The sequence below is a fragment of the Paraflavitalea sp. genome (assembly GCF_059502485.1).
On the sequence record NZ_JCACET010000010.1, the window covers coordinates 2448556 to 2468238 of the forward strand.

The window sequence follows — 19683 nt, forward strand, 5'->3', positions numbered from 1 at the left end:
TCATGGAAAACAATAAAATAAATAACCTTTCGTACAGGCAACCCCGACAGACTTTACCTCGTATAGTCCCAATTGCAATTTTAGTTATGTCAGTATCCCAGCCCACATCCATCAACCACGTACGCCAGCAGAACATTGCTTATTATGATGAAATTGCCGACCAGTACGACAGCATATTAACTCAGGATACTTCCAACCAACTGGTAAGGCAGCAGGTGAAGGATCAGCTTATGCAGGCTGTTCCCTCAGGCACAATTCTCGATTTCGGCGGAGGTACCGGTCTTGATCTTGGCTGGCTGACAGACAACCAATACCAGGTTATTTTTTGTGAACCTGCTGCCAGCATGCGGGAAAAAGCTATCCAATACAGCAAAGAGTTATTACATCATAACAATATCCGTTTCCTCGATGATTCGCAAACAGACTTTATCCGTTGGCGGTCTCAATTGCCTTCTTTCGAATCAGTCGATGGCATCCTCGCCAACTTTGGCGTACTCAATGCTATTTCGGAGATCAGGCTGCTTTTTCAACACCTGTCGCTGGTAACCAAACCGGGCGGTCATTGCTTCATCACCATACTTGATCGCCCATTAAAAATGATGTGGCAATGGCATCGTCGCAATGCCATCAATACGTTGCTGTTTAGTCGCCCATTTGTTATGTACGTGTGGCATAAAGATCACCGGCAAACGGTATATGTGCATACAGCCAAAGAGATACAGCAAGCTGCTGCGCCGTATTTCAAACTCAACAGTTGCCAACCTGTGAGCGGAACTTCTTTTATTTTACTCCACCTGGTAAAGCAATGAAAAAGTTGATCCGGAAAATGTTGGTAGGCGATCACATGATCAGTGAATATACTACTGTTACCGTGCCCGAGTCCATACAAGAGAAAGTATACCTCGAAGTAAATGGTCAACTCATCAATATTTCCCAACAGCATTGGTTGCTTTGTATTGAACCGGTCGTATTTGGTATATGGATTGAAAAGCCAGCCCACAAAGCAGCCCTTCAAAACGCTACTACCTGTAAACTATATTTCAACAGCCACAACCAGGATACAAGCCCCCTGTCCGGTCCTGTAGAAGCAGCCCTGAACTTTACCAGGATGCAGGCCATAGAAGAAGAAGCCGGCACACTGTTTCTGTTGAAACTGGAGAAGAGCCATATTCATCAATTGAATGCAGTAAAACGATACCTGATCTTTCGCAGGTATTACAAAAAGAATGGGCTCTCCTTCCCACAATTCAAATCTTTTGTAGCGGCCTATAGCTATCCCCGGCGTATACGGGTGATCTCCTTCAGACAGGATAATTATTATAATATTTTTCCCATGGACCTGTTGGGTGATATCAGCGGCAGCAACAGGTTTGTTTTTGGCCTGCGGCACAGCAATGTGGCGCTGGACAAAATAATAACCACGCGCAAGCTGGTAGCATCGGAAGCGCCTTACACACAAAAAGACACCATCTACCGGCTGGGCGCACACCACAGCAGCGCACCGCCACAGCTTGACGCTTTACCTTTTAAAGTAATCACCAGCAAAAAGCATGGGTTCTATGTGCCCGAGTGGGCGCTCAGTTATCGCGAGATCGATGTGCTGCAAACCATCAACCTTGGAAGCCACATGCTGATATGGGGCGCCACCTCCGAAGAGCAGATATTGCGTCCATCTACCGGCCATTTATACCTCATACATTTCCTGCACCATCTGTACCAGCAGGAACATGGGATTTCCTATCCATTGACCTGATCATTATAGCCGCCCGGATCAACCCAGGTGCCTTGCTGACGGCCTCCGAATGGCCGCTTTTACAGGTCATCTTCCGATTATGATCGGGTTATTGTAGGGTTGTTTTAAGTTTTTAACCCTTAAATAACCCTAAGAAAACCCTAGGATGACCCTAAGATGACCCCAGGATGAAGGTTTGAGGAGACTTTGAAAACCGTATTCAAGAGTACCTGGGTGCAGGCAACCTAATTGGTACTGAGCCGTAATAGGTATAGGACCGCGATCAATTGAGGTTCACGGTTTTGTCCAACCATACGGCACTATGAAGAAGATTTTGTTTTCGCATTCCTATTTCCTGCAATTCGATCCCAAGCAATGGGCCACCGGCCAACCTTATGCTCCGCTGGGCACTTTATATGCTGCTGCGTTGCTGCGGGAAAATGGCTACGTGGTGTCCCTGTTCGATACCATGTTTGCACAACGGGCGGAAGAAGTGATCCCTTCGCTGGACAATTTTCAGCCGGATGTTTTTGTGATCTATGACGACGGGTTCAACTACCTCACCAAAATGTGCCTCACCAACATGCGGGAAGCAGCTTTCCATATGTGTAAGCTGGCCCGGGAGAGAGGTTGTAAAGTAATCGTTTCCAGTTCCGACTCTACTGATCATTTCGAGGAATACCTGTCAGAAGGGGCCGATTTTATCGTGCTGGGTGAAGGCGAGGTGACCTTACTGGAATTGGTGAAAGCCTTAGGTAATCCCGGCGCCGATGTATCAGCTATTCCGGGTCTTGCCTATCAACAAGGAGATAGCATTGTCAGGACCGGTAAACGTCCTGTCATTAAGGAACTGGATGCATTGCCTTTTCCTGCCTGGGACCTGGTGGATATAACGCCCTACCGTGCCATGTGGATGAAAAGCTCCGGTTATTTTTCCATGAACATGGGCACTACCCGCGGCTGTCCTTTTAAATGTAACTGGTGCGCCAAACCCATTTACGGTAACCGGTACAATTCGCGGTCGCCGCGCAACGTGATACGGGAATTACAATGGCTGAAAGAGCAATATCGTTTTGATCATATCTGGTTTTGCGACGACATATTCGGGCTGAAGCCCGGTTGGGTACAGGAGTTTGCTACGCTTGCTGAGCAGGAGAATCTGTCACTACGCTTTAAGATACAGTCGCGGGCCGACTTGCTGGTGCAGGAAAACTATGTGGAAGCACTTGCCCGTGCAGGTTGTGAAAATACCTGGATGGGTGCAGAAAGCGGTTCACAGGATATACTGGATGCGATGGACAAAGGCACTACCATCGAGCAGATACATACTGCTACCAAATTGTTGAAACAACATGGCATAAGGCCTGGATTCTTTATACAGTTTGGCTATCCCGGCGAAACGAAAGAGGACATCCGGAAAACGATCAGTATGATCAAGGAATTGATGCCCTCGGAGCTGGGTATATCGGTTTCGTACCCATTGCCCGGCACCGTATTCTATGACCGGGTAAAGGCAGAGCTGACGGAGAAAGCCAACTGGACAGATTCCGATGAGCTGCAACTGATGTTCAGGAATACGTATCCGCCGGCTTTTTATAAGAAGCTGCATCGCCATGTACACCATATATTCCGCAGCCGCCAGGGCTGGCAGGTATTCAAAAACGCATTGAGGAACCCGTTTGCCATTAAACCCACCGATTATAAAAAAGTAATAGCAGCCTGCCTGTACGTACCCAAAATCGTTATCGGCAAATGGCAGTTGAAACAATTATCTTATGAATGAACAGGCCGCATTTGATGTACTGGCGGCTGATTATGATACCTCCTTCAGCCAAAGCCTCACGGGGCAGGCTCAACGTGCCGTGAGCAGGCAACGCCTGGAATCATTCCTGGTGGGCAAAGGCATGCTGCGCATCCTGGAGATCAACTGCGGCACGGGTGAAGACGCCTGGTGGCTGGCATCGCTGGGGCATACGGTTATTGCTACCGACCAAAGCGCTTACATGATACAGGAAGCGAAGCAAAAAGGATCATCAGGCATATCCAATGTCAATCCCTCGTTCATCACGTGTAGTTTCGATCAGTTGGGACCAACCCTGCAACACGAACGGTTTGACCTTGTATTTTCTAATTTCGCCGGCCTCAATTGTATATCTCCTGCGCAGTTAACCACCCTTAACCAGCAACTGCAACAACTACTTACCGAAGATGGCCATATAGCTGCTGTGATCTTTGGTAAATATTGCTGGTGGGAAACCTGCTATTACCTGTTAAAGGCAGACGGTCGCAATGCGTTCCGGCGGTGGACACGCAAACCCGTCGCAGCAAGGCTTACAGACAACGTATCGCAACCTGTTTATTATTATTCGATAAGCAGGTTCATGAAAAGCATGCAACAGTTTTCCCTGTTGGAAAAGAAACCAGTAGGCCTGTTTATCCCTCCTTCTTATATGGAGCACAGTATGCGCAGGAACAGGCGTGTATTTGGTTTACTGGTAAAACTGGAAAGTTTAACGCGGGTTATTTCCCTATGCAGTGCTTTGGCCGATCATACTTATTTACTTCTTAAAAAGCGAGTACCATGAAAATCATGCTTACACATGGTTATTTCCTGGAAGAGGACGAGAAAGAACAGGCTATTATGCGCCCTTATATTCCATTGGGGATTCTATATATATCGGCTTACCTGGAACAACACGGGTATGATAACCGGATCTTCGACAGTACTTTTTCTTCTTTCGATAAATTATGTCGTGCATTGGTAGAAGATCAACCTCATGTAGTGGGCATCTATACCAACCTGATGACCAAGCTGAATGTGCTGCGCATCATCCGGTTCATAAAAAAGGAACCGCTGTTGGCGCACACTAAAGTGGTACTGGGAGGACCGGAGGTGCGTAACCACCTGCCTAACTTTCTGGAGCAGCAGGCCGACTTTATCGTGCTGGGTGAAGGGGAACAAACCATGCTCGAAGTGGTGCAATGGGTAGAAGGTACGAGTACTAAAAGTTTACCGGAGATCGATGGCATCGCTTACCTGGATGAACAGCAGGGCGTGAGGCAGAACCGGGAAAGGATGAAGTTGAAAAACCTCGACGAACTCCCCATCCCTAACCGCAGCCAGGTGGACCTTCAATTGTATTTCGATGCCTGGAAAGGACGTCATGGCACCAATGCTATCTCAGTAAGTACCATGCGGGGCTGCCCTTATTCCTGCAAATGGTGTAGCAGGGCCGTGTATGGCCAGAGTTACCGGCGCAGAAGTCCCAAAGCGGTAGCCGATGAGATAGCCTGGATCAAAACGCATTATAATGTTGATAGCATTTGGTTTGTAGACGATGTATTCACCGTGAGCCATAAATGGATGCAGGAATTTACAGAGGAAGTTATCAGCCGCAACCTGGTAATGCCATACGAATGCATCACCCGTGCTGATCGTATGAATGAAGAGGTTATACTCCACTTAAAAGCCAGCGGATGTTTCCGTGTATGGATTGGCGCCGAGAGTGGCTCTCAAAAGATCATCGACCTGATGGACCGCCGCGTGGAAGTGGAGCAGGTAAGGGACATGATCAAACTCGCAAGGCATCATGGTATACAGGCAGGTACTTTCATCATGGTGGGTTACCCCGGCGAAACGAAAGAAGATATATTCGAAACGGTGCATCACCTGAAGACTGCAGAGCCCGACCTGTTTACCATTACGGTGACTTATCCTATCAAAGGAACGCCCTTATATGCGGAAGTAGAAGATCGTTTCCTGACAAGTCTTCCCTGGGAAAGCAGTACCGACCGGGACATTGACTTCAAGCGGACCTACAACCGTCAGTATTACGACTACGCCATTCAGATGATCAACTATGAAATGTATTATCACAAGGCCATGAAGAAACCATTGGCCAATCTGTTCCGCATTCCTATGTTCAAATTAAAATCTGTGCTGGCCCAAAGAAAGATGAGAATAGAAGAGAAGAAGAGCCTCGGGCTACGAGCTGCGGCCGGTTAACAGGAAGCATGCAATTATCGAACATCGGCGCCCACAGTATGTGGTTCAAGATTCGCGGTTTGCTTCTCCCATTTTGCATAGGCAGCATCGAGTTTATGCTGGTATTGTTCTAGAATACTCTTTTGGAAAAAGCCGGGTTTGGGTTTGGAAAAGTGCTTTCCTGTGCTCAATCCCATTCTTACACCACGCATATTAAGGCGATGCTTTTCTTCTTTGTCTTTCCACCGACGCGTGGTTAGTTTCATGAGGTAGTTATCAAGCCGGTCGCCTATGCGGTTATTGAATAAATACTCCAGGAACCTTTTTATGCGATGACCTTTGCCGGAATCGATATAGGCAGGAGATTTAATGGTGTAGCTTGGATAGTAATTACTGACCCAATTATTGATCCTGAAAAATTGGCCAACAGTTTCATCACCACAAACCGGCATCAACGTGATCAATTCAGTGGCTGTAAAAACATTTTGCTCATCGATCTTCAGCGCATCTTCATCGATATAATAGTTCATGCAAAACCAATGCTGCCAACCTCCCAGGTAAGATAGCTTCTTTAACAAGTGCATCGCGGTCCGCGCTATCCACAACCGGTTAGCGCTGGTAATAATAAACAGGTCGATATCGGCTTTCTCATCTGCAAAGTTCTTCGAGAGAGAGCCTGATATACCGATGCCACGTACATAAGGAAAGTAGTATAATAAGCGGGCAACGCGATGTGCAGTGATTAACAATTGTGCGGCTCGTTGATTGCCTTTGTTACGTCTTGTAGCCAGTGCTTCATCGCTTTGTAAGGAATAAAAACCTCCGGGACGATATACAACATGTCGTTCCACCAACTCCTGCAACTGAGCTTTCAGTTTATCCTGCGTAAGCGGCTGATCCAGGAAGAATTGAATTTCTGCCAGGGTAAGCGGATAATTGAACAGGTCGAACCAGGCAAGTACTTTCAATACACTATTTTCCGGTTTCAATATAAACAGGTTTTGAATTGAGCAGATAAATGTTGAAGCAACTCTTTCAGGATATCCCCGTATTCTACATAGTAGTACTGCTGTTTTTGAAAAAAGGTTGCCCCCAATAGCAGAATCAATGAAGTGTATACCTATTCTTTTAAAGTAATAACGGCATGAGCATTCCTACTCCAGTCATTGTCCTTGCACCGGAATTGGCGCCCGGAAAAAAGTATTTATCCTACAGGAATTATATAGAAGTTAAAAGGTCTTACTTTTTCTTTAAGCGGCTCACAGATGTTGTGTTGTCGATCATCTTCCTATTGGTCATCTTCAGCTGGCTGTTGCCACTTATTGCTTTGCTACTGAAACTGGACTCCGGCGGGCCTGTATTCTTTCTTCAAAAGCGGGTAGGTAAAGGTGGGCGATCTTTCACCTGTTATAAATTTCGTACGATGGTCGTGAATGAAGAAGCTCATAAAAAGCAGGCAGAAGAAAACGATCATCGTATAACAAGGATAGGCAGATGGCTCCGGAAAACCAACATCGACGAATTGCCTCAGTTTCTGAATGTATTGCTGGGACAAATGAGTATTGTTGGCCCCCGGCCACATATGCATGCCGACTGCCGGCGGTTTGCCCGGGTAATACCACGCTATAAATTGAGGAACCTGGTAAAACCTGGCATCACCGGAATGGCCCAGGTAAAAGGTTATCATGGACCGGCCAGTGATTACGAAGCAGTAAGCGTGCGTTACCAGTGGGATGTTTTTTATGTGCGCAATGCCTCCACCTGGCTGGACTTTACCATTCTGACCCGGACCCTCTATCAGCGTATGCGCTTCATAGTACCCCCTGTTCGTAAAGTAGGCGGGGATAGATTTAGCACCGATTGAACAGGTAAGGGCCTGCTGAAACGTTTGTGCAAACCAGTGGTAACAGATTACCATTTCTTCGTAAATTTCTAATAAAACACTGGCAATATCATATAATAATCAAAATTCAATCGTTTTTTATAAAAACTATTGAACATGTGCGTGTTTAACCGAAATGTGGGCTAATAATACATACCACAAATTGGCCATGTGAATTTTGTAATATTGAATAATACTTGTAAACTTGTTCCAGAAAATAGTTATTCCTCCTCCACATTCTGGTAAAAGTAAGCTCTCAGGTAGCAAAGGTTTCATTAGTGTTGTATCGTAGGATACACTACTAAATATTTCCTGTATTAGTCAACGAGCAATTCGTTCAACAGTTACATGTTCGAATGAATGTCTGCCTGTCCTTGCATTGTATTCCCTTTCATTTAGGTTAATCACCGCTATTGGTGGCTATGCTTTATTGTATTGCCCTGATAGTCATCGCTATAGTTATTGGCGATGGGTACGTTATTTCTTTAAACCGCTTATTAAAACCTGCTGCAGATGCACCAAGAGGCTATTTGTTCAACTATGTTAACCGAACTGAAAGGGGAAAGCCCCAAAGCTTTTGCGTTTTTCTTTGATCTTCATTACAATCCACTCTGCTACTTTGCCGAGCGCCTGGTAAAAGACCAACAGGTAGCGGAAGACATTGTGGAAGAGACCTTTATGAAACTATGGGATAAACGATCCGACTTTGAAAGCGAACACGGTATCAAGGCATTTCTGTACATCACTACCCGTAATGCCTGCATCAACATCATCAAGCAATCGCAACGTGATACCGTATCACAGGCAGAGATGCTTTACCTCGCTGAGAAGAAAGAAGGATTTATCCTCAACGAGATGATCAGGGCCGAAGTGCTGCGGGTCATTAGCCAGGAACTGGACCGGCTACCCATGCAGTGCAAGACCATCCTGAAAATGAGTTATGTAAAGGGACTCAAGAACCATGAGATCGCAGACAAGCTCGAAATATCCGTTCATACGGTCAGGAACCAAAAAGCAAGAGGTTTACAACTATTGCGAACAAAGTTTGAAGGGCGGCACCTGCTGGGATAAAATACCCATTGGCTTTTATTTACGTATAACTACTTTTTTGTGAAGTAATGCCTACGTTAGGGTTGAACAGTTCCTAATGCGGTGAATTATTGCTGTTAGGATTGTTCATTTGCCGTGTTCAGATAACATATAGTAAAAAATATATTTTAAATCCTTTTAGTACAAAGGACCTGAAAATTTGTTTTATAATAGAATACAACGCCTCTACATTCCGCATGAACATAGCAGTGAAAATGATATTGAAGCGGGAAAATGGTGGCTGACGAAGTTCTTACAATTATTACGAGACAAGCAAACGATATTCATGTAACCTGCTTATGTAAGGTTCACAAGGCCTTATAACAGCAGTTAGTTTTGATCTCATGTGACTGTTTGGTTGGGTCACAACAAGGGAGTGTTTCTACTCTCCCTTTATTTTTTCTTTCAAGCAGCCGGTAGTCTACCGGTACTATATAAGAGCTTTCATAAAAAAATTATCCCTGAAACAAATCAGCAGGACATATTACTAAGCAGGTGAACTATGTTCACCTTGTTTCCTCATGTGCATCAGCCCTCTTCAGGGTACAGAAGAGGCGCAGGAATCCCCACAGCCGGGTAATCTTACCTGGCTTTTTTATTTAACCCGCTACAAGATCGATCCCCACCAGGTTTTATTATAATCCGGGCGCCGGTTATGCAAAGCCTCGTAACCACCCATTTATTTTCCGCTGCCAGGAGCGACAAAGCAGGGGAAAAAGCACTACCATTCGATGCTAAACCTTGCAAGTTATGCTGACCCTCTAACCTAAACATAACCAAGGCCTCCTTAACATAGAATGGATTTGACCACATAACCGGTCACCCGGACTGTAAGAAAGAGTTACTATCATACAACCGTTTTTCAAGGCAGGCCTCACGGGAAGGCGATTATCCCTAAAACCTGCCGGTCAACATACTATTCTTTCCCACCTAAATATCCAACCGATTTCTGTCTTCTTGTTTATGTTTGACCGACAAAAATTTCCATAAATGACTTCTATGTCATTTTTTTTCGCAGAGACGTTAAGGGAAAACCATTAGAGATATCGTAATGCTGAAAGTATGGTTTGTAATTACAGGCTCGCTTATACGCTATCAACCAGCTACATAAGACGCCAAACATTGAACCACCGGAACCCTTTGCCGGCAAAGGACTATAGCAGGCTGCTTAAATTTTAATACTTTTTTTTAGATCCCGCTTTAGTACGAAAGGCACTTGTAGTTGTTATAATAATGAGCGCACGACTGAAAGCAACAGAAGCATCCTTAGCAACTACAGCGCTTCTCCTCTCCTCAATCCTGGTTAAACCAGCAACCAATGGATTGGTTAGCACTGCCTACCATCCATGGATAATAACTTTACATCCCATGAAAGAAGAGCAAATTGTAAAAGCATCATTGATGGCAGGGTTAATCACCCGAACAATACATACCCAGCCCAGCCTCTGGGAATCGGAGACGATTGTTGCCTGGACAGCCGAACATCCAGACAACCAATTACTACTGGAGGAGCTAACCGATCCGGACAGCCTGAACCAGTTATTGCATGATTTCTATAAATACAAACCGGTGATACGGCTGAAAAAGATCAATCAGCGGATATTCGGCAATACGAAAGACCTCACCAATTGCTGAGTAATTAAACTACTTCATTCTACTACCCTGTACTTCGCTGGGCAGCTGATCGAATTTATTTTTAAATGCCACTGTAAAACTGGATATGTTCTTATACCCTATGCTGATAGCCACAGCATGAACCGTCATATCCGTTTCCAACAAGAGCCTGCGGGCTTTCTCCATACGTGCTTCAACCAGGAACTCAAAAATGGTAATGCCGTATAATTGTTTAAATCCTTTCTTCAGCTTGACCTCATTCATCCCAATTGCATGAGCCAGGTCGGCCACCGAACCAGGATGCTCGATATGGTGCAGCAGGTAATCCCATGCCTCCCGCAACTTGGCCAGTTCATAGGGTTGCAGTTTAACCTCATTGGTTGGCACACGCACCAGCGAAAGCCGGGTAAGGGACTGCATCATTAATCTTGATAATAAGGTTTGCAAATACACCACCTTCACCTCCTCCTTATAACTGCAATAGTGCATATCATGCAGCAGCCCCATCATATCGGGTGTAACATGCGCATGGACCGGACTCAGCTGACAGGGTATCCCTTTTCCAGCCTTTACCAGGAATTCTGCCAGCAGGGGAAAATGAGGGGTTAATTGCTCCAGGGAACCGTGGGAGAGATGCGCTTCGTATACAATATATTTCTTGCTTTTATCAAACCAGGTTTGGGTGTTCACAACAGGAGCATAAAATATATTGAACTGGCCCTCTGCGAGCTTTACCTTATTCATGCCTTGCTGCTGAAAGCGAAGAGGCCGGTTGACAGCCACACACAACTGGAACAAGGGCGCATCGGCAGCAGCCCGTAAAGTCGTGTTTTGCTTTATGAAATAGCATTTATGCCAAAGATGGAAATCGGGGGCAGATTGTTCACAAAAGAGTAATGTTCCAAAGTCGCCAGTGGCAAATAAATTCCTGGTACCAGGTACACAAAAACGAGCAAGGGACGGCGGTATAACCGGAGAATAAGCTATTGGCCCATTCTCCTGCGTTAAAAGAGTAAAATCCATATTCATGCTTTATCCTTCATCAACAATATCCAGAGCAAACACCTGAAATATAGCTGTTATGAATAACCTACGGTTTTGGGTGTAAGTACTTACTCCTAAAGGCGGGTACATACTTTGATGTACATCTTTGATTTTTTGATCTAAAACAATATTTAATTAGCTTGTAACTTATGGCTTCAGGAAGATCCAGCCCTTCATTTTCTTACACCAGCCACAATACGGCCAAGCTGATCCGTGGCGGGGAAGCCTATTTTACCCTGCTCATACAGCTTATCCAACAGGCGCAGCAAACCATCCACCTGCAGACTTACATTTATGATGAAGATGAAACCGGGCTTGCGGTAGCGGAAGCCCTGATAGCAGCAGCGCAACGCGGTGTAGCGGTATACCTGGTAGCCGATGGTTATGCCTCACAGGACCTATCAGACACATTCATCAAACGACTGGAAGAAGGAGGCGTGCACTTCCGCTTCTTTCAACCCATCCTCAAAAGTGACAACTTTTACTTTGGCCGCCGCCTGCACCATAAGATACTGGTAACAGATGCCCTGCATGGCCTTGTAGGCGGGATCAATGTCAGCAACAAATACAACGATGGCTTTGGAACACAGCCTTGGCTCGATTGGGCCTTGTATGCAGAAGGGGAAATAGCCCCGGAGCTGGTGCGCGTGTGCCTCGAATTGTGGACAAGAGTAAAAAGGGAAAGAAAGAAGCTGTTATGGCAAGCTCAGCCAGCCATGGAGCTTCCCAAACAGGAATGCCTCATCAGGTTGCGCAGAAACGACTGGGTACAAAAGCGAAGCCAGATCACCAACAGCTACCTCGAAATGTTTAAAAGCGCCCGGTCACATATTTACATCATGTCCAGCTACTTCCTGCCCGGCATGCTGTTGAGGAAAAAAATGGCCAGGGCAGCGAAAAGGGGCGTTAAGATAAAACTGGTACTGGCAGGCGTATCAGATGTCATGCTGGCCAAACATGCCGAACGCTACATTTACCGCTGGATATTCAAAAACAACATCGAGGTATATGAGTATAACCAAGCTGTATTGCATGCCAAGATTGCCACTTACGATGGCAAATGGTCTACCATTGGCTCCTACAATGTAAATAACATCAGCGCATTTGCCAGTATAGAGCTCAACCTCGATATCAACGAGGCCCGTTTTGCCCAATCGATGCAGGAACACATGGAAGAGATCATTCGTGATCATTGTGAACAGATCACGGAAGAAGATTACCGTACACGCTATAACTTCTTTAAGCGGCTGTACCAGCAGAGCTGTTACCAGATAGTGCGGGTGCTTTTCTTTTTATTTACGTTCTACTTCAAGCAACGATCATTTAAATCCACGCATACGCCGAAGTAAATAACCGATAGCCTTTTTATCCCAATTGGTAAACCGGCCACGCTGTATCACCAGCGAGTTCTCATCCGGCTTTTGCAAGAAATAGTGGAATACAAAATGAGCCCTGGGGTCTTGCCAGCCAAGCATCTGCCCAAAGCGGAGATCATTAAACACCAGCGTACTGTCGTATCGATCGATCGTATAATAGCCTTGCGAAAACCTGATGAGCCGGTGAACATCTTCTTTATCCTCAATAGGCTCCAGGTAATCTTCCCGGCGCAAAACATAATGAAGATTGGTAGTATCAGCATCGAATACAGACCGGTGACCGATATAATATCCTTTATCATCTTCCAGCACCACAAACCACAGCATGTTGTTGAGCGGCGTAGGCGTACTGAAGTATCGCTTGTAGTGAACACCTTCCTGCCGGGCCACTTCTTTTACTGCCCGGTCGACACTTGTTTTATTAACGATACTGACAACGATGTAAGCGGCGCATAAAACAAAAGAACTGATCGCCCATTTTCTGCGGGCTTTATAAGTGGTGCGGGCAAACAACAACACCATAAAAGCAATGAAAGGCCACATAGAAAACAATGGGTCGGCCACAAACAACAGGTGAAAAGAAGCACGGTAATGAGAGAAAGGCTCAAACCAGCCCGTGCCATAGGCATTACAGGCATCCAGTAGCACATGCACCAGCATTTCCAGTGCAAACAACAACGTAAACCCTCTCCAGCTATAATTATGCGGACGATGCCAGCGATCGGCAGCCAGTGCCAGCAAAGGAGCCACCAGTGCAATAAACAAGAACGAATGGGTAAAACCGCGGTGCGCCAACAAGTCATTGACTGGGTTCATCCAGAACGAGGCCACGAAATCGATATCCGGCAAACTTTGGGTAAGTATTCCCCAGAACATGGCCTTTTTACCCAACTGTTTACCAGCCACCACTTCTCCTATACAGGCGCCCAATACGATATGTGTAAGCGAATCCATAGCGGCAAGTTAATAATAGCAAATCATTTGCCCGATAAATGACTAAATTAGCCTACATGACACTACTGACGGTTCTGCTGTGCATCCTTTTATTGATACTACTGATCACCTGGGGCAAATGCAATCCCTTCCTCGCCTTCTTGATAGTGTCCATCATTGCCGCCTGGCGGCTGGGCATCCCGCTGGAGAAGATCAATCAAACCGTACAAAAAGGCATTGGCGATACACTCGGCTCCCTGACCATCATTATTATGCTGGGCGCGATGCTTGGCAAACTGGTGGTAGAAAGCGGCGCTGCGCAAAAAATAACATCAGTGCTGATGAAAACATTTGGTGAAAAATATATTCAGTGGGCACTGATGATCACTGGCTTTGTTGCGGGCATTCCTTTATTCTATAATGTAGGGTTTGTACTGATGGTACCCCTCATCTTTTCAGTAGTATACCAATACAAATTACCCGCCGTATACATTGGGTTGCCGATGCTGGCGGCCCTCTCCGTAACACATGGCTTCCTGCCACCACACCCCTCTCCTACTGCATTGGCTGGCCAGTTCAATGCCAGCCTGGGGCTGACCTTATTATATGGACTGGTAGTAGCCATCCCTGCCATCATTGTGGCCGGGCCCATATTTGCCAGCACACTAAAGAATATAAAGTCACAACCACTCCAAACTTTTCAGCCCAAACATATTCCTGAAGATAAATTGCCCGGTGCCTTCAACAGTTTTATCACCTCACTGTTGCCGGTAATACTACTGGCATGCACCACACTGTTGCCCTACATCGCAGAAACCGGCGATAAAGGTGGTCAGTTGCTGGCCTTTGTGGGCGACGCCAATATCGTGATGCTGCTGGCCCTCATCATTTCAGTATACACATTAGGCATTGCACAGGGAAAGAGCATGAAGGCCGTGATGGACATTTTTGGCGATGCCGTAAAAGAAGTTGCCCTCATCGTATTGATCGTGGCAGGAGCAGGTATTCTCAAACAGGTGTTTGTAGACAGTGGCGTAAGTAAGGAAATTGCCGGCCTGCTCAAAGGATGGGATATACATCCGTTGGTACTGGGCTGGCTCATCGCCACCATTATCAGAGTATGTATCGGTTCGGCCACCGTTGCAGGATTGACGACCGCTGGTATCATAGCACCTGTGATGCCGCAGCTGGCAGTAAATCCCAACCTCATGGTGCTATCCATCGGCGCAGGCAGCTTGATGCTTTCCCATGTCAACGATTCAGGCTTCTGGATGTACAAAGAATACTTCAACCTCAGCATACGCGACACCATCCGCTCATGGTCGGTCATGGAAACCATTGTAGGCATCATGGGATTGATCGGCGTGTTGATCCTGGACCTGTTCATATAATTCGTCAAATGGCTATCTTGCCAAAAATTACAGTATGGCACAACCCATCAGAGTAGGATTAGCAGGCTTTGGTATTTCAGCCACCGTATTCCATGCACCATTCTTTGCAACGATGCCGGAATATGAACTGGTGGCCGTACTGGAAAGAACAAAAAACGAATCACAAAAAAAATACCCCTTTGTAAAAGTGGTCAGGACCATTGAAGAGCTGGTGGCTGATCCATCCATCGACGTTATCGTTATTACTTCGCCCAACGAAACACATTTCCCCTACGCCAAGACAGCCTTGCAGGCAGGTAAACATGTGGTGGTGGAAAAACCATTCACCAACACCTCAGCCGAAGCACAGGAATTGGTGAACCTGGCAGCTGCCAGCGGCAAAATACTGAGCGTATACCAGAACCGACGTTACGTAAGCGACTTCTTTACCATCCGGGATATTCTCGATAAGAAATTATTGGGCGAGATACATGAATTTGAAGGGCACTACGATCGCTACCGTGCAGAAGCAAGGCCACAGGCATGGCGCGAAGCAGTAAAACCAGGCAGTGGCATCCTTTATGACCTGGGTGCTCACCTGCTGGACCAGGTGTTATATTTATTCGGATTACCACAAAGCATTACAGCCGACATCAGGCAACAACGTCCGCATGCCAAAGTGGATGACTACTTCGACCTGCGCCTCAACTATGGATTTACCAAAGTGATACTACATGCCGGCATGTTGGTGCGCGAACCAGGCCCCAGGTATATGATACACGGAACTGTTGGTTCTTTTATCAAGTTTGGAGAAGATCCCCAGGAAGCCTTATTGCGGGCGGGTGTTTTACCCGGTGGAGCAGATTGGGGCAAAGAACCGGAATCTATTCACGGCTTGCTGCACACAGAGATCAACGGCGAACTGGTAAAAAAGACCGTTCCTTCCTCTGCCGGAGATTATGCACAGTACTACAGGAACCTTCACGATACCATTGTTAACAATGCTCCCCTAAAAGAAAAACCTGAACACGGCTACAATACAGTGCGGATGATAGAGCTGGCTTTTGAAAGCCACACCCGCCAATGTACCGTTCCCTGTTCAGGCTTGCTGGATATACAATATCGATAATTACTTACAAGGCTCTTTGGAAACATCCTGCAGATCGTACTTCACAACAGGAGGCGCATCAAACATCATACAGCTTACACAGTCTGATGGCTGCACCGCATGCGTAGTAAAATAAATGGTGTCGCCGGCTTTGATATCGGCAGGCAGCTTACATTTATTGGCTACGTCAAAAACGTTGTCGTACAACGTCGTGGTATCAGACAGGTTTTTCCAGCCATCCTCACCCAACGTATCCCTGTTGAGCGCTTGCACCACATAACTGGCGCAGCTGATGCGGATCACCTTTCCCTGTACACAATCTTTTGATGGCTGATTTTTATTTACACCACACTGAAAAGAGATCAGGGCAATGCCAGCGAGGACAATAATGGTTTGCTTCATAGCGGTTTTAATTTGGTTCTTGACAGTATATGATACAAAAACGTTGCCTTATAAGCCAGCCACCATCAGACTGCATCCCCGTATGTCACTATTGTCCATACGGCCTTGCACTTCAAAACTGCCGTTCGCATATACACGCCCCACATCTTCCGTGGCGATGAAAGAGCAGGAATAAATATTGGCGAGGTCGATCACATTCAGCACCCCAGTGCCTGCAGCATGCACCGCAAAAGGATCATCTTCCTCGCGCACCAGCACTTTCATCCAGGGTGGGCAATGCAACATACCTTCCCCGGCCGCGTAAGCCTGCGACAACAACTCCGTCATCCCATACTCCGCATGAACGGCAGGCAAACCGAATGCCGCCTTTAAAATATCATGCACCTGCTGCCGTGTTATTTCTTCCCGTCGTCCCTTCATCCCCCCAGTTTCCATAATAATAGTATGCTTCAAAGGCAAGGGAAATTTTTCGGCAAAGTCAAGCAAAGCAAAAGTTACACCGATCAGGATGGTCTTTTGCCCCTGGGCTTCCAGCTGCTGCAACACGCCATGCAGCTTTTCATGCTCATACAGGTAAAAACCGCTGGCCGGGTGTCCGCTTTGCCGGATCAGCTCGTCCACCATCACCACCAGCGATGAATGGCGACGTTCCAGGTAGTTGGGCAACAAACCTATCACACACCAACCAGCCGCTGGACCATAAAACTGCTCAAAAGCGGTCAAAAAGCTGCGCTTGTACAGCCCGGCATCCTTTACATAATGCCGGCTGTTGATCGTTTGGGTGGTACCACTGCTCTCAAACACTACTTCCGCCTCAAAAGAAGTCGTCTTGATCGTGTGCGACTTAAAACATTGGATGGGTAAAAAGGGGATAGCTGCCAGAGACCGCACATCCTGCCCAACTATTGGCAGGCTGTTTACGTATTGATTATAAACGGGGTTATGTTTATATTGAAAGTGAAACAGGTCTACAGCCAGTTCTTCAAAATGAGCCTCGTCCGTCGAAAAAACTTTATCTTCATGTTCACAATTCATATCGTATTGCTAAACCGCAAGCGGTTAAATTTGTACACAATTATGAAAAATATGCGTTATATAACCATCTGTGCCGGTATATTGTTGATGTTGGCGTGTGGCAAAGATAAGCCGGAGACCAAACCCACTATAAAAATTAAATCCATCAGTGGCAACATCGTACCTGTCAACAGTGGTCTGTTTATTACCCTCGAATTTGCCGATAAAGAAGGAGATGTGAACGATTCACTTTTCCTGAAAAAAATACGCCTCAATACCATACCGCCGGTAAGTGGCATTACCATACGCGATAGCTTTTTCCTGATGATACCCGATTTTCCGGCCAAGTCAAACGGAGATATTGAGTTGAGATTACAATACCAGGACATCATCTCTGCTTCCAATCCGCCTACAGATCCAACAGACCCCACCAAGAAGGTGTCAGATACCATCATCATGAAATTCGCCCTGCAAGACAGAGCCGGTAACACCAGCGATACCATATCGACAGAAAAGATCGTGATAATGCGCAATTAAAGACTGTAAAACCAAGGCTTGATGCTGAATACCAACCGGCTGCTTGTTGTTTCGGTATTATACCTGCTTTCATTCATACTTTGTTACCCCTTATACCAATACCTGTTCGACGCTGACGGCATTGGTTACATGATGGTGGCCAAAAGACTGGCACAGGCCGATTATACGAGAGCCATCAATGGTTGCTGGAGCCCACTCCATTCCTGGTTGATCGCCCCGTTTCTTCGATGGGGCGTTGATGTTTTCACCGCCTTCAAAGTCTCCAACGGTATTATTGGCTTAGGTATCCTGGCATGCGTAAACAGGCTACTGAACAAAGTTCAGATCCAGGAAAACCTGAAAACAATAGCCCTGTTCACCTGCATTCCCATCCTTCTAAGCTATGTTTTCCATGACCTTGCTGCAGATATATTGTTTTGCCTGCTGATACTGGTGTATATCAACATAGTGGCAACCGAAGGCTTTTTCCAGTCAAGGAATAAAAACATTGCCTGCGGCATCATTGGCTGCCTTTGCTATTTTGCCAAAACCTATGGATTTATATTCTTCCCGGTAAGTTTTCTGGCAGTTCAATTCATATTGTACAAAGCCTCCGGCCTGCCCAACAAAAAAGCATTGTTCACACGAAACCTGCTTTGGGCTATCCCTGTTTTCCTGCTCCTGGCCAGTCCATGGATCTATCTTTTATCCAACAAATATGGGTTTCTGACCTTCGGCTATTCCGGTCAGCTGAACCTGAAATGGGAGCTGCTCGACAGGATTGAATATGAAGGTTCCCTGCTGAAAGCGCCCCCCTATCCCGATTCACCTGCCAATTGGGAAGATCCATTACACTACCCCTACAGGTATGCCAAGACAGGCTTTTTCACACTGATCATCCGGGAAATAAGACTCATACTCACCAATTGCATGACGGCCATAGAGCTACTGACCACGTTTTCTTTTTTCAGTATGGCTATTATTACGGCCTTGTCAGTTTACCTGCTCAAAAAAAGAGACACCCTATACTCCTTATTTTTCCTCTTCATGATCCTGATGCCGGCTGGCTACCTGTTCATCAGCATTCAACCGAGGTATATTTACCCCATTACTTTCCTGCTGCTGATCAGCGGCCTGTTCCTGCTACAAAAAGCAATGGAGATCGTAAAGCCCGGCAAACTCAAAGCCCTTTATTGGGGCATCTTTTTTGCCAGCTTCCTCATATATCCCATTAATTGGCTGAAAGATGTTGCAGGGCGCGATAAAGAAGTCTTTATGCTGGTAAAAGATTGGAAGACAAAAGGCATTCTGGGCAAATACGCCACTACCGCCAATGGTAATCATCTATTGTTGGAGCGGGCAGCCTACATCAATGATTCTCAATTATATATGCCAACAAAAGAGGCAAACAACTACCAGGAGCTACACAACGCACTGAAAGAGCACGCGATCGACTATTTCTTCTTTTTTTACCGCTACCGTACAGACCTGGACGCCTTTATGCAAACCTCCTTATACAAATCGGCCACCATCGCATCCGATACCACAGGGATGGTGATATTAAAGATGCGGTGAGACAGAACATAAATTATGTAATTTTAAAGCTTGATCTATAAAA

The 19683-nt window shown here is 46.1% G+C and carries 18 protein-coding genes; 13 read left to right on the top strand and 5 right to left on the bottom strand.

The window, feature by feature from the left end; all coding sequences use genetic code 11:
* The first annotated feature begins 86 nt into the window (after nt 1–86).
* From AC5JBY_RS26885 to AC5JBY_RS26905, 5 genes are all read left to right on the top strand, one after another.
* Nucleotides 87–809, top strand: coding sequence for a class I SAM-dependent DNA methyltransferase (locus AC5JBY_RS26885; protein ID WP_495907767.1), 723 nt, complete (start codon nt 87–89; stop codon nt 807–809).
* Complete coding sequence (locus AC5JBY_RS26890) at nt 806–1753, top strand: hypothetical protein (RefSeq protein WP_495907768.1); 948 nt, start codon at nt 806–808, stop codon at nt 1751–1753. The genes AC5JBY_RS26885 and AC5JBY_RS26890 overlap by 4 nt, the downstream gene beginning before the upstream one ends.
* 301 nt (nt 1754–2054) lie before the next feature.
* Nucleotides 2055–3515 (top strand): B12-binding domain-containing radical SAM protein, encoded by a 1461-nt coding sequence (locus AC5JBY_RS26895; RefSeq protein WP_495907769.1) that lies wholly within the window; start codon nt 2055–2057, stop codon nt 3513–3515.
* Entirely contained in the window at nt 3508–4317 is an 810-nt protein-coding gene (locus AC5JBY_RS26900; RefSeq protein ID WP_495907770.1) for a class I SAM-dependent methyltransferase, read from the top strand. The genes AC5JBY_RS26895 and AC5JBY_RS26900 overlap by 8 nt, the downstream gene beginning before the upstream one ends.
* The gene (locus AC5JBY_RS26905; RefSeq protein WP_495907771.1) at nt 4314–5738 is read left to right on the top strand and encodes a B12-binding domain-containing radical SAM protein; all 1425 of its coding nucleotides are present in this window, start codon (nt 4314–4316) and stop codon (nt 5736–5738) included. The genes AC5JBY_RS26900 and AC5JBY_RS26905 overlap by 4 nt, the downstream gene beginning before the upstream one ends.
* A 14-nt stretch (nt 5739–5752) precedes the next feature.
* Here AC5JBY_RS26905 and AC5JBY_RS26910 read toward each other — a convergent pair whose 3' ends face one another.
* Nucleotides 5753–6706, bottom strand: coding sequence for a hypothetical protein (locus AC5JBY_RS26910; protein ID WP_495907772.1), 954 nt, complete (start codon nt 6704–6706; stop codon nt 5753–5755).
* Nucleotides 6707–6861: 155 nt separating this feature from the next.
* Here AC5JBY_RS26910 and AC5JBY_RS26915 point away from each other — a divergent pair, with 155 nt between their 5' ends.
* From AC5JBY_RS26915 to AC5JBY_RS26925, 3 genes are all read left to right on the top strand, one after another.
* Nucleotides 6862–7581, top strand: coding sequence for a sugar transferase (locus tag AC5JBY_RS26915; RefSeq protein WP_495907773.1), 720 nt, complete (start codon nt 6862–6864; stop codon nt 7579–7581).
* 558 nt (nt 7582–8139) lie between these two features.
* Nucleotides 8140–8670, top strand: a complete 531-nt coding sequence (locus AC5JBY_RS26920; protein WP_495907774.1) for an RNA polymerase sigma-70 factor — start codon at nt 8140–8142, stop codon at nt 8668–8670.
* 1386 nt (nt 8671–10056) lie between these two features.
* Nucleotides 10057–10323: a hypothetical protein gene (locus tag AC5JBY_RS26925; protein ID WP_495907775.1), complete on the top strand. Its 267-nt coding sequence runs from the start codon at nt 10057–10059 to the stop codon at nt 10321–10323.
* 9 nt (nt 10324–10332) lie between these two features.
* On the opposite strand, the gene AC5JBY_RS26930 is transcribed toward AC5JBY_RS26925, so the two are convergent.
* Nucleotides 10333–11325, bottom strand: a complete 993-nt coding sequence (locus tag AC5JBY_RS26930; RefSeq protein WP_495907776.1) for a helix-turn-helix transcriptional regulator — start codon at nt 11323–11325, stop codon at nt 10333–10335.
* Between the two features lie 170 nt (nt 11326–11495).
* On the opposite strand from AC5JBY_RS26930, the gene clsB reads away from it, so the two are divergent.
* Nucleotides 11496–12695: a cardiolipin synthase ClsB gene (gene clsB / locus AC5JBY_RS26935; protein ID WP_495907777.1), complete on the top strand. Its 1200-nt coding sequence runs from the start codon at nt 11496–11498 to the stop codon at nt 12693–12695.
* Here the strand turns inward: clsB and AC5JBY_RS26940 are convergent.
* Nucleotides 12666–13676, bottom strand: a complete 1011-nt coding sequence (locus tag AC5JBY_RS26940) for a metal-dependent hydrolase (RefSeq protein ID WP_495907778.1) — start codon at nt 13674–13676, stop codon at nt 12666–12668. The two genes, clsB and AC5JBY_RS26940, sit on opposite strands and share 30 nt — an antisense overlap.
* Before the next feature lie 56 nt (nt 13677–13732).
* Between AC5JBY_RS26940 and AC5JBY_RS26945 the strand changes: the two genes are divergently transcribed.
* Nucleotides 13733–15046, top strand: coding sequence for a gluconate:H+ symporter (locus AC5JBY_RS26945; RefSeq protein ID WP_495907779.1), 1314 nt, complete (start codon nt 13733–13735; stop codon nt 15044–15046).
* A 34-nt stretch (nt 15047–15080) separates the two neighbouring features.
* Nucleotides 15081–16154 carry an oxidoreductase gene (locus AC5JBY_RS26950; protein ID WP_495907780.1) on the top strand — a complete coding sequence of 358 codons (1074 nt, stop codon included), beginning with the start codon at nt 15081–15083 and terminating at the stop codon, nt 16152–16154.
* On the opposite strand, the gene AC5JBY_RS26955 is transcribed toward AC5JBY_RS26950, so the two are convergent.
* Together AC5JBY_RS26955 and AC5JBY_RS26960 are read right to left on the bottom strand one after the other, a co-directional pair.
* Nucleotides 16155–16535 carry a hypothetical protein gene (locus AC5JBY_RS26955; RefSeq protein ID WP_495907781.1) on the bottom strand — a complete coding sequence of 127 codons (381 nt, stop codon included), beginning with the start codon at nt 16533–16535 and terminating at the stop codon, nt 16155–16157.
* A 48-nt stretch (nt 16536–16583) separates the two neighbouring features.
* Entirely contained in the window at nt 16584–17570 is a 987-nt protein-coding gene (locus AC5JBY_RS26960; RefSeq protein WP_495907782.1) for a long-chain-fatty-acid--protein ligase, read from the bottom strand.
* A gap of 42 nt (nt 17571–17612) precedes the next feature.
* Between AC5JBY_RS26960 and AC5JBY_RS26965 the strand changes: the two genes are divergently transcribed.
* Nucleotides 17613–18086 carry a hypothetical protein gene (locus AC5JBY_RS26965; protein ID WP_495907783.1) on the top strand — a complete coding sequence of 158 codons (474 nt, stop codon included), beginning with the start codon at nt 17613–17615 and terminating at the stop codon, nt 18084–18086.
* Between the two features lie 21 nt (nt 18087–18107).
* Nucleotides 18108–19640 (top strand): hypothetical protein, encoded by a 1533-nt coding sequence (locus AC5JBY_RS26970; RefSeq protein ID WP_495907784.1) that lies wholly within the window; start codon nt 18108–18110, stop codon nt 19638–19640.
* Nucleotides 19641–19683: the final 43 nt, after the last annotated feature.

Bases quoted from the DNA above. Each gene is read 5' to 3' on its own strand.
- AC5JBY_RS26900 (WP_495907770.1), top strand. From the start codon at position 3,508: ATGAATGAACAGGCCGCATTTGATGTACTGGCGGCTGATTATGATACC.
- AC5JBY_RS26950 (WP_495907780.1), top strand. From the start codon at position 15,081: ATGGCACAACCCATCAGAGTAGGATTAGCAGGCTTTGGTATTTCAGCC.
- AC5JBY_RS26890 (WP_495907768.1), top strand. From the start codon at position 806: ATGAAAAAGTTGATCCGGAAAATGTTGGTAGGCGATCACATGATCAGT.
- AC5JBY_RS26930 (WP_495907776.1), bottom strand. From the start codon at position 11,325: ATGGATTTTACTCTTTTAACGCAGGAGAATGGGCCAATAGCTTATTCT.
- AC5JBY_RS26895 (WP_495907769.1), top strand. From the start codon at position 2,055: ATGAAGAAGATTTTGTTTTCGCATTCCTATTTCCTGCAATTCGATCCC.
- AC5JBY_RS26905 (WP_495907771.1), top strand. From the start codon at position 4,314: ATGAAAATCATGCTTACACATGGTTATTTCCTGGAAGAGGACGAGAAA.
- AC5JBY_RS26920 (WP_495907774.1), top strand. From the start codon at position 8,140: ATGTTAACCGAACTGAAAGGGGAAAGCCCCAAAGCTTTTGCGTTTTTC.
- AC5JBY_RS26965 (WP_495907783.1), top strand. From the start codon at position 17,613: ATGAAAAATATGCGTTATATAACCATCTGTGCCGGTATATTGTTGATG.
- AC5JBY_RS26945 (WP_495907779.1), top strand. From the start codon at position 13,733: ATGACACTACTGACGGTTCTGCTGTGCATCCTTTTATTGATACTACTG.
- AC5JBY_RS26960 (WP_495907782.1), bottom strand. From the start codon at position 17,570: ATGAATTGTGAACATGAAGATAAAGTTTTTTCGACGGACGAGGCTCAT.
- AC5JBY_RS26885 (WP_495907767.1), top strand. From the start codon at position 87: ATGTCAGTATCCCAGCCCACATCCATCAACCACGTACGCCAGCAGAAC.
- AC5JBY_RS26970 (WP_495907784.1), top strand. From the start codon at position 18,108: ATGCTGAATACCAACCGGCTGCTTGTTGTTTCGGTATTATACCTGCTT.
- AC5JBY_RS26925 (WP_495907775.1), top strand. From the start codon at position 10,057: ATGAAAGAAGAGCAAATTGTAAAAGCATCATTGATGGCAGGGTTAATC.
- AC5JBY_RS26940 (WP_495907778.1), bottom strand. From the start codon at position 13,676: ATGGATTCGCTTACACATATCGTATTGGGCGCCTGTATAGGAGAAGTG.
- AC5JBY_RS26915 (WP_495907773.1), top strand. From the start codon at position 6,862: ATGAGCATTCCTACTCCAGTCATTGTCCTTGCACCGGAATTGGCGCCC.
- AC5JBY_RS26955 (WP_495907781.1), bottom strand. From the start codon at position 16,535: ATGAAGCAAACCATTATTGTCCTCGCTGGCATTGCCCTGATCTCTTTT.
- clsB (WP_495907777.1), top strand. From the start codon at position 11,496: ATGGCTTCAGGAAGATCCAGCCCTTCATTTTCTTACACCAGCCACAAT.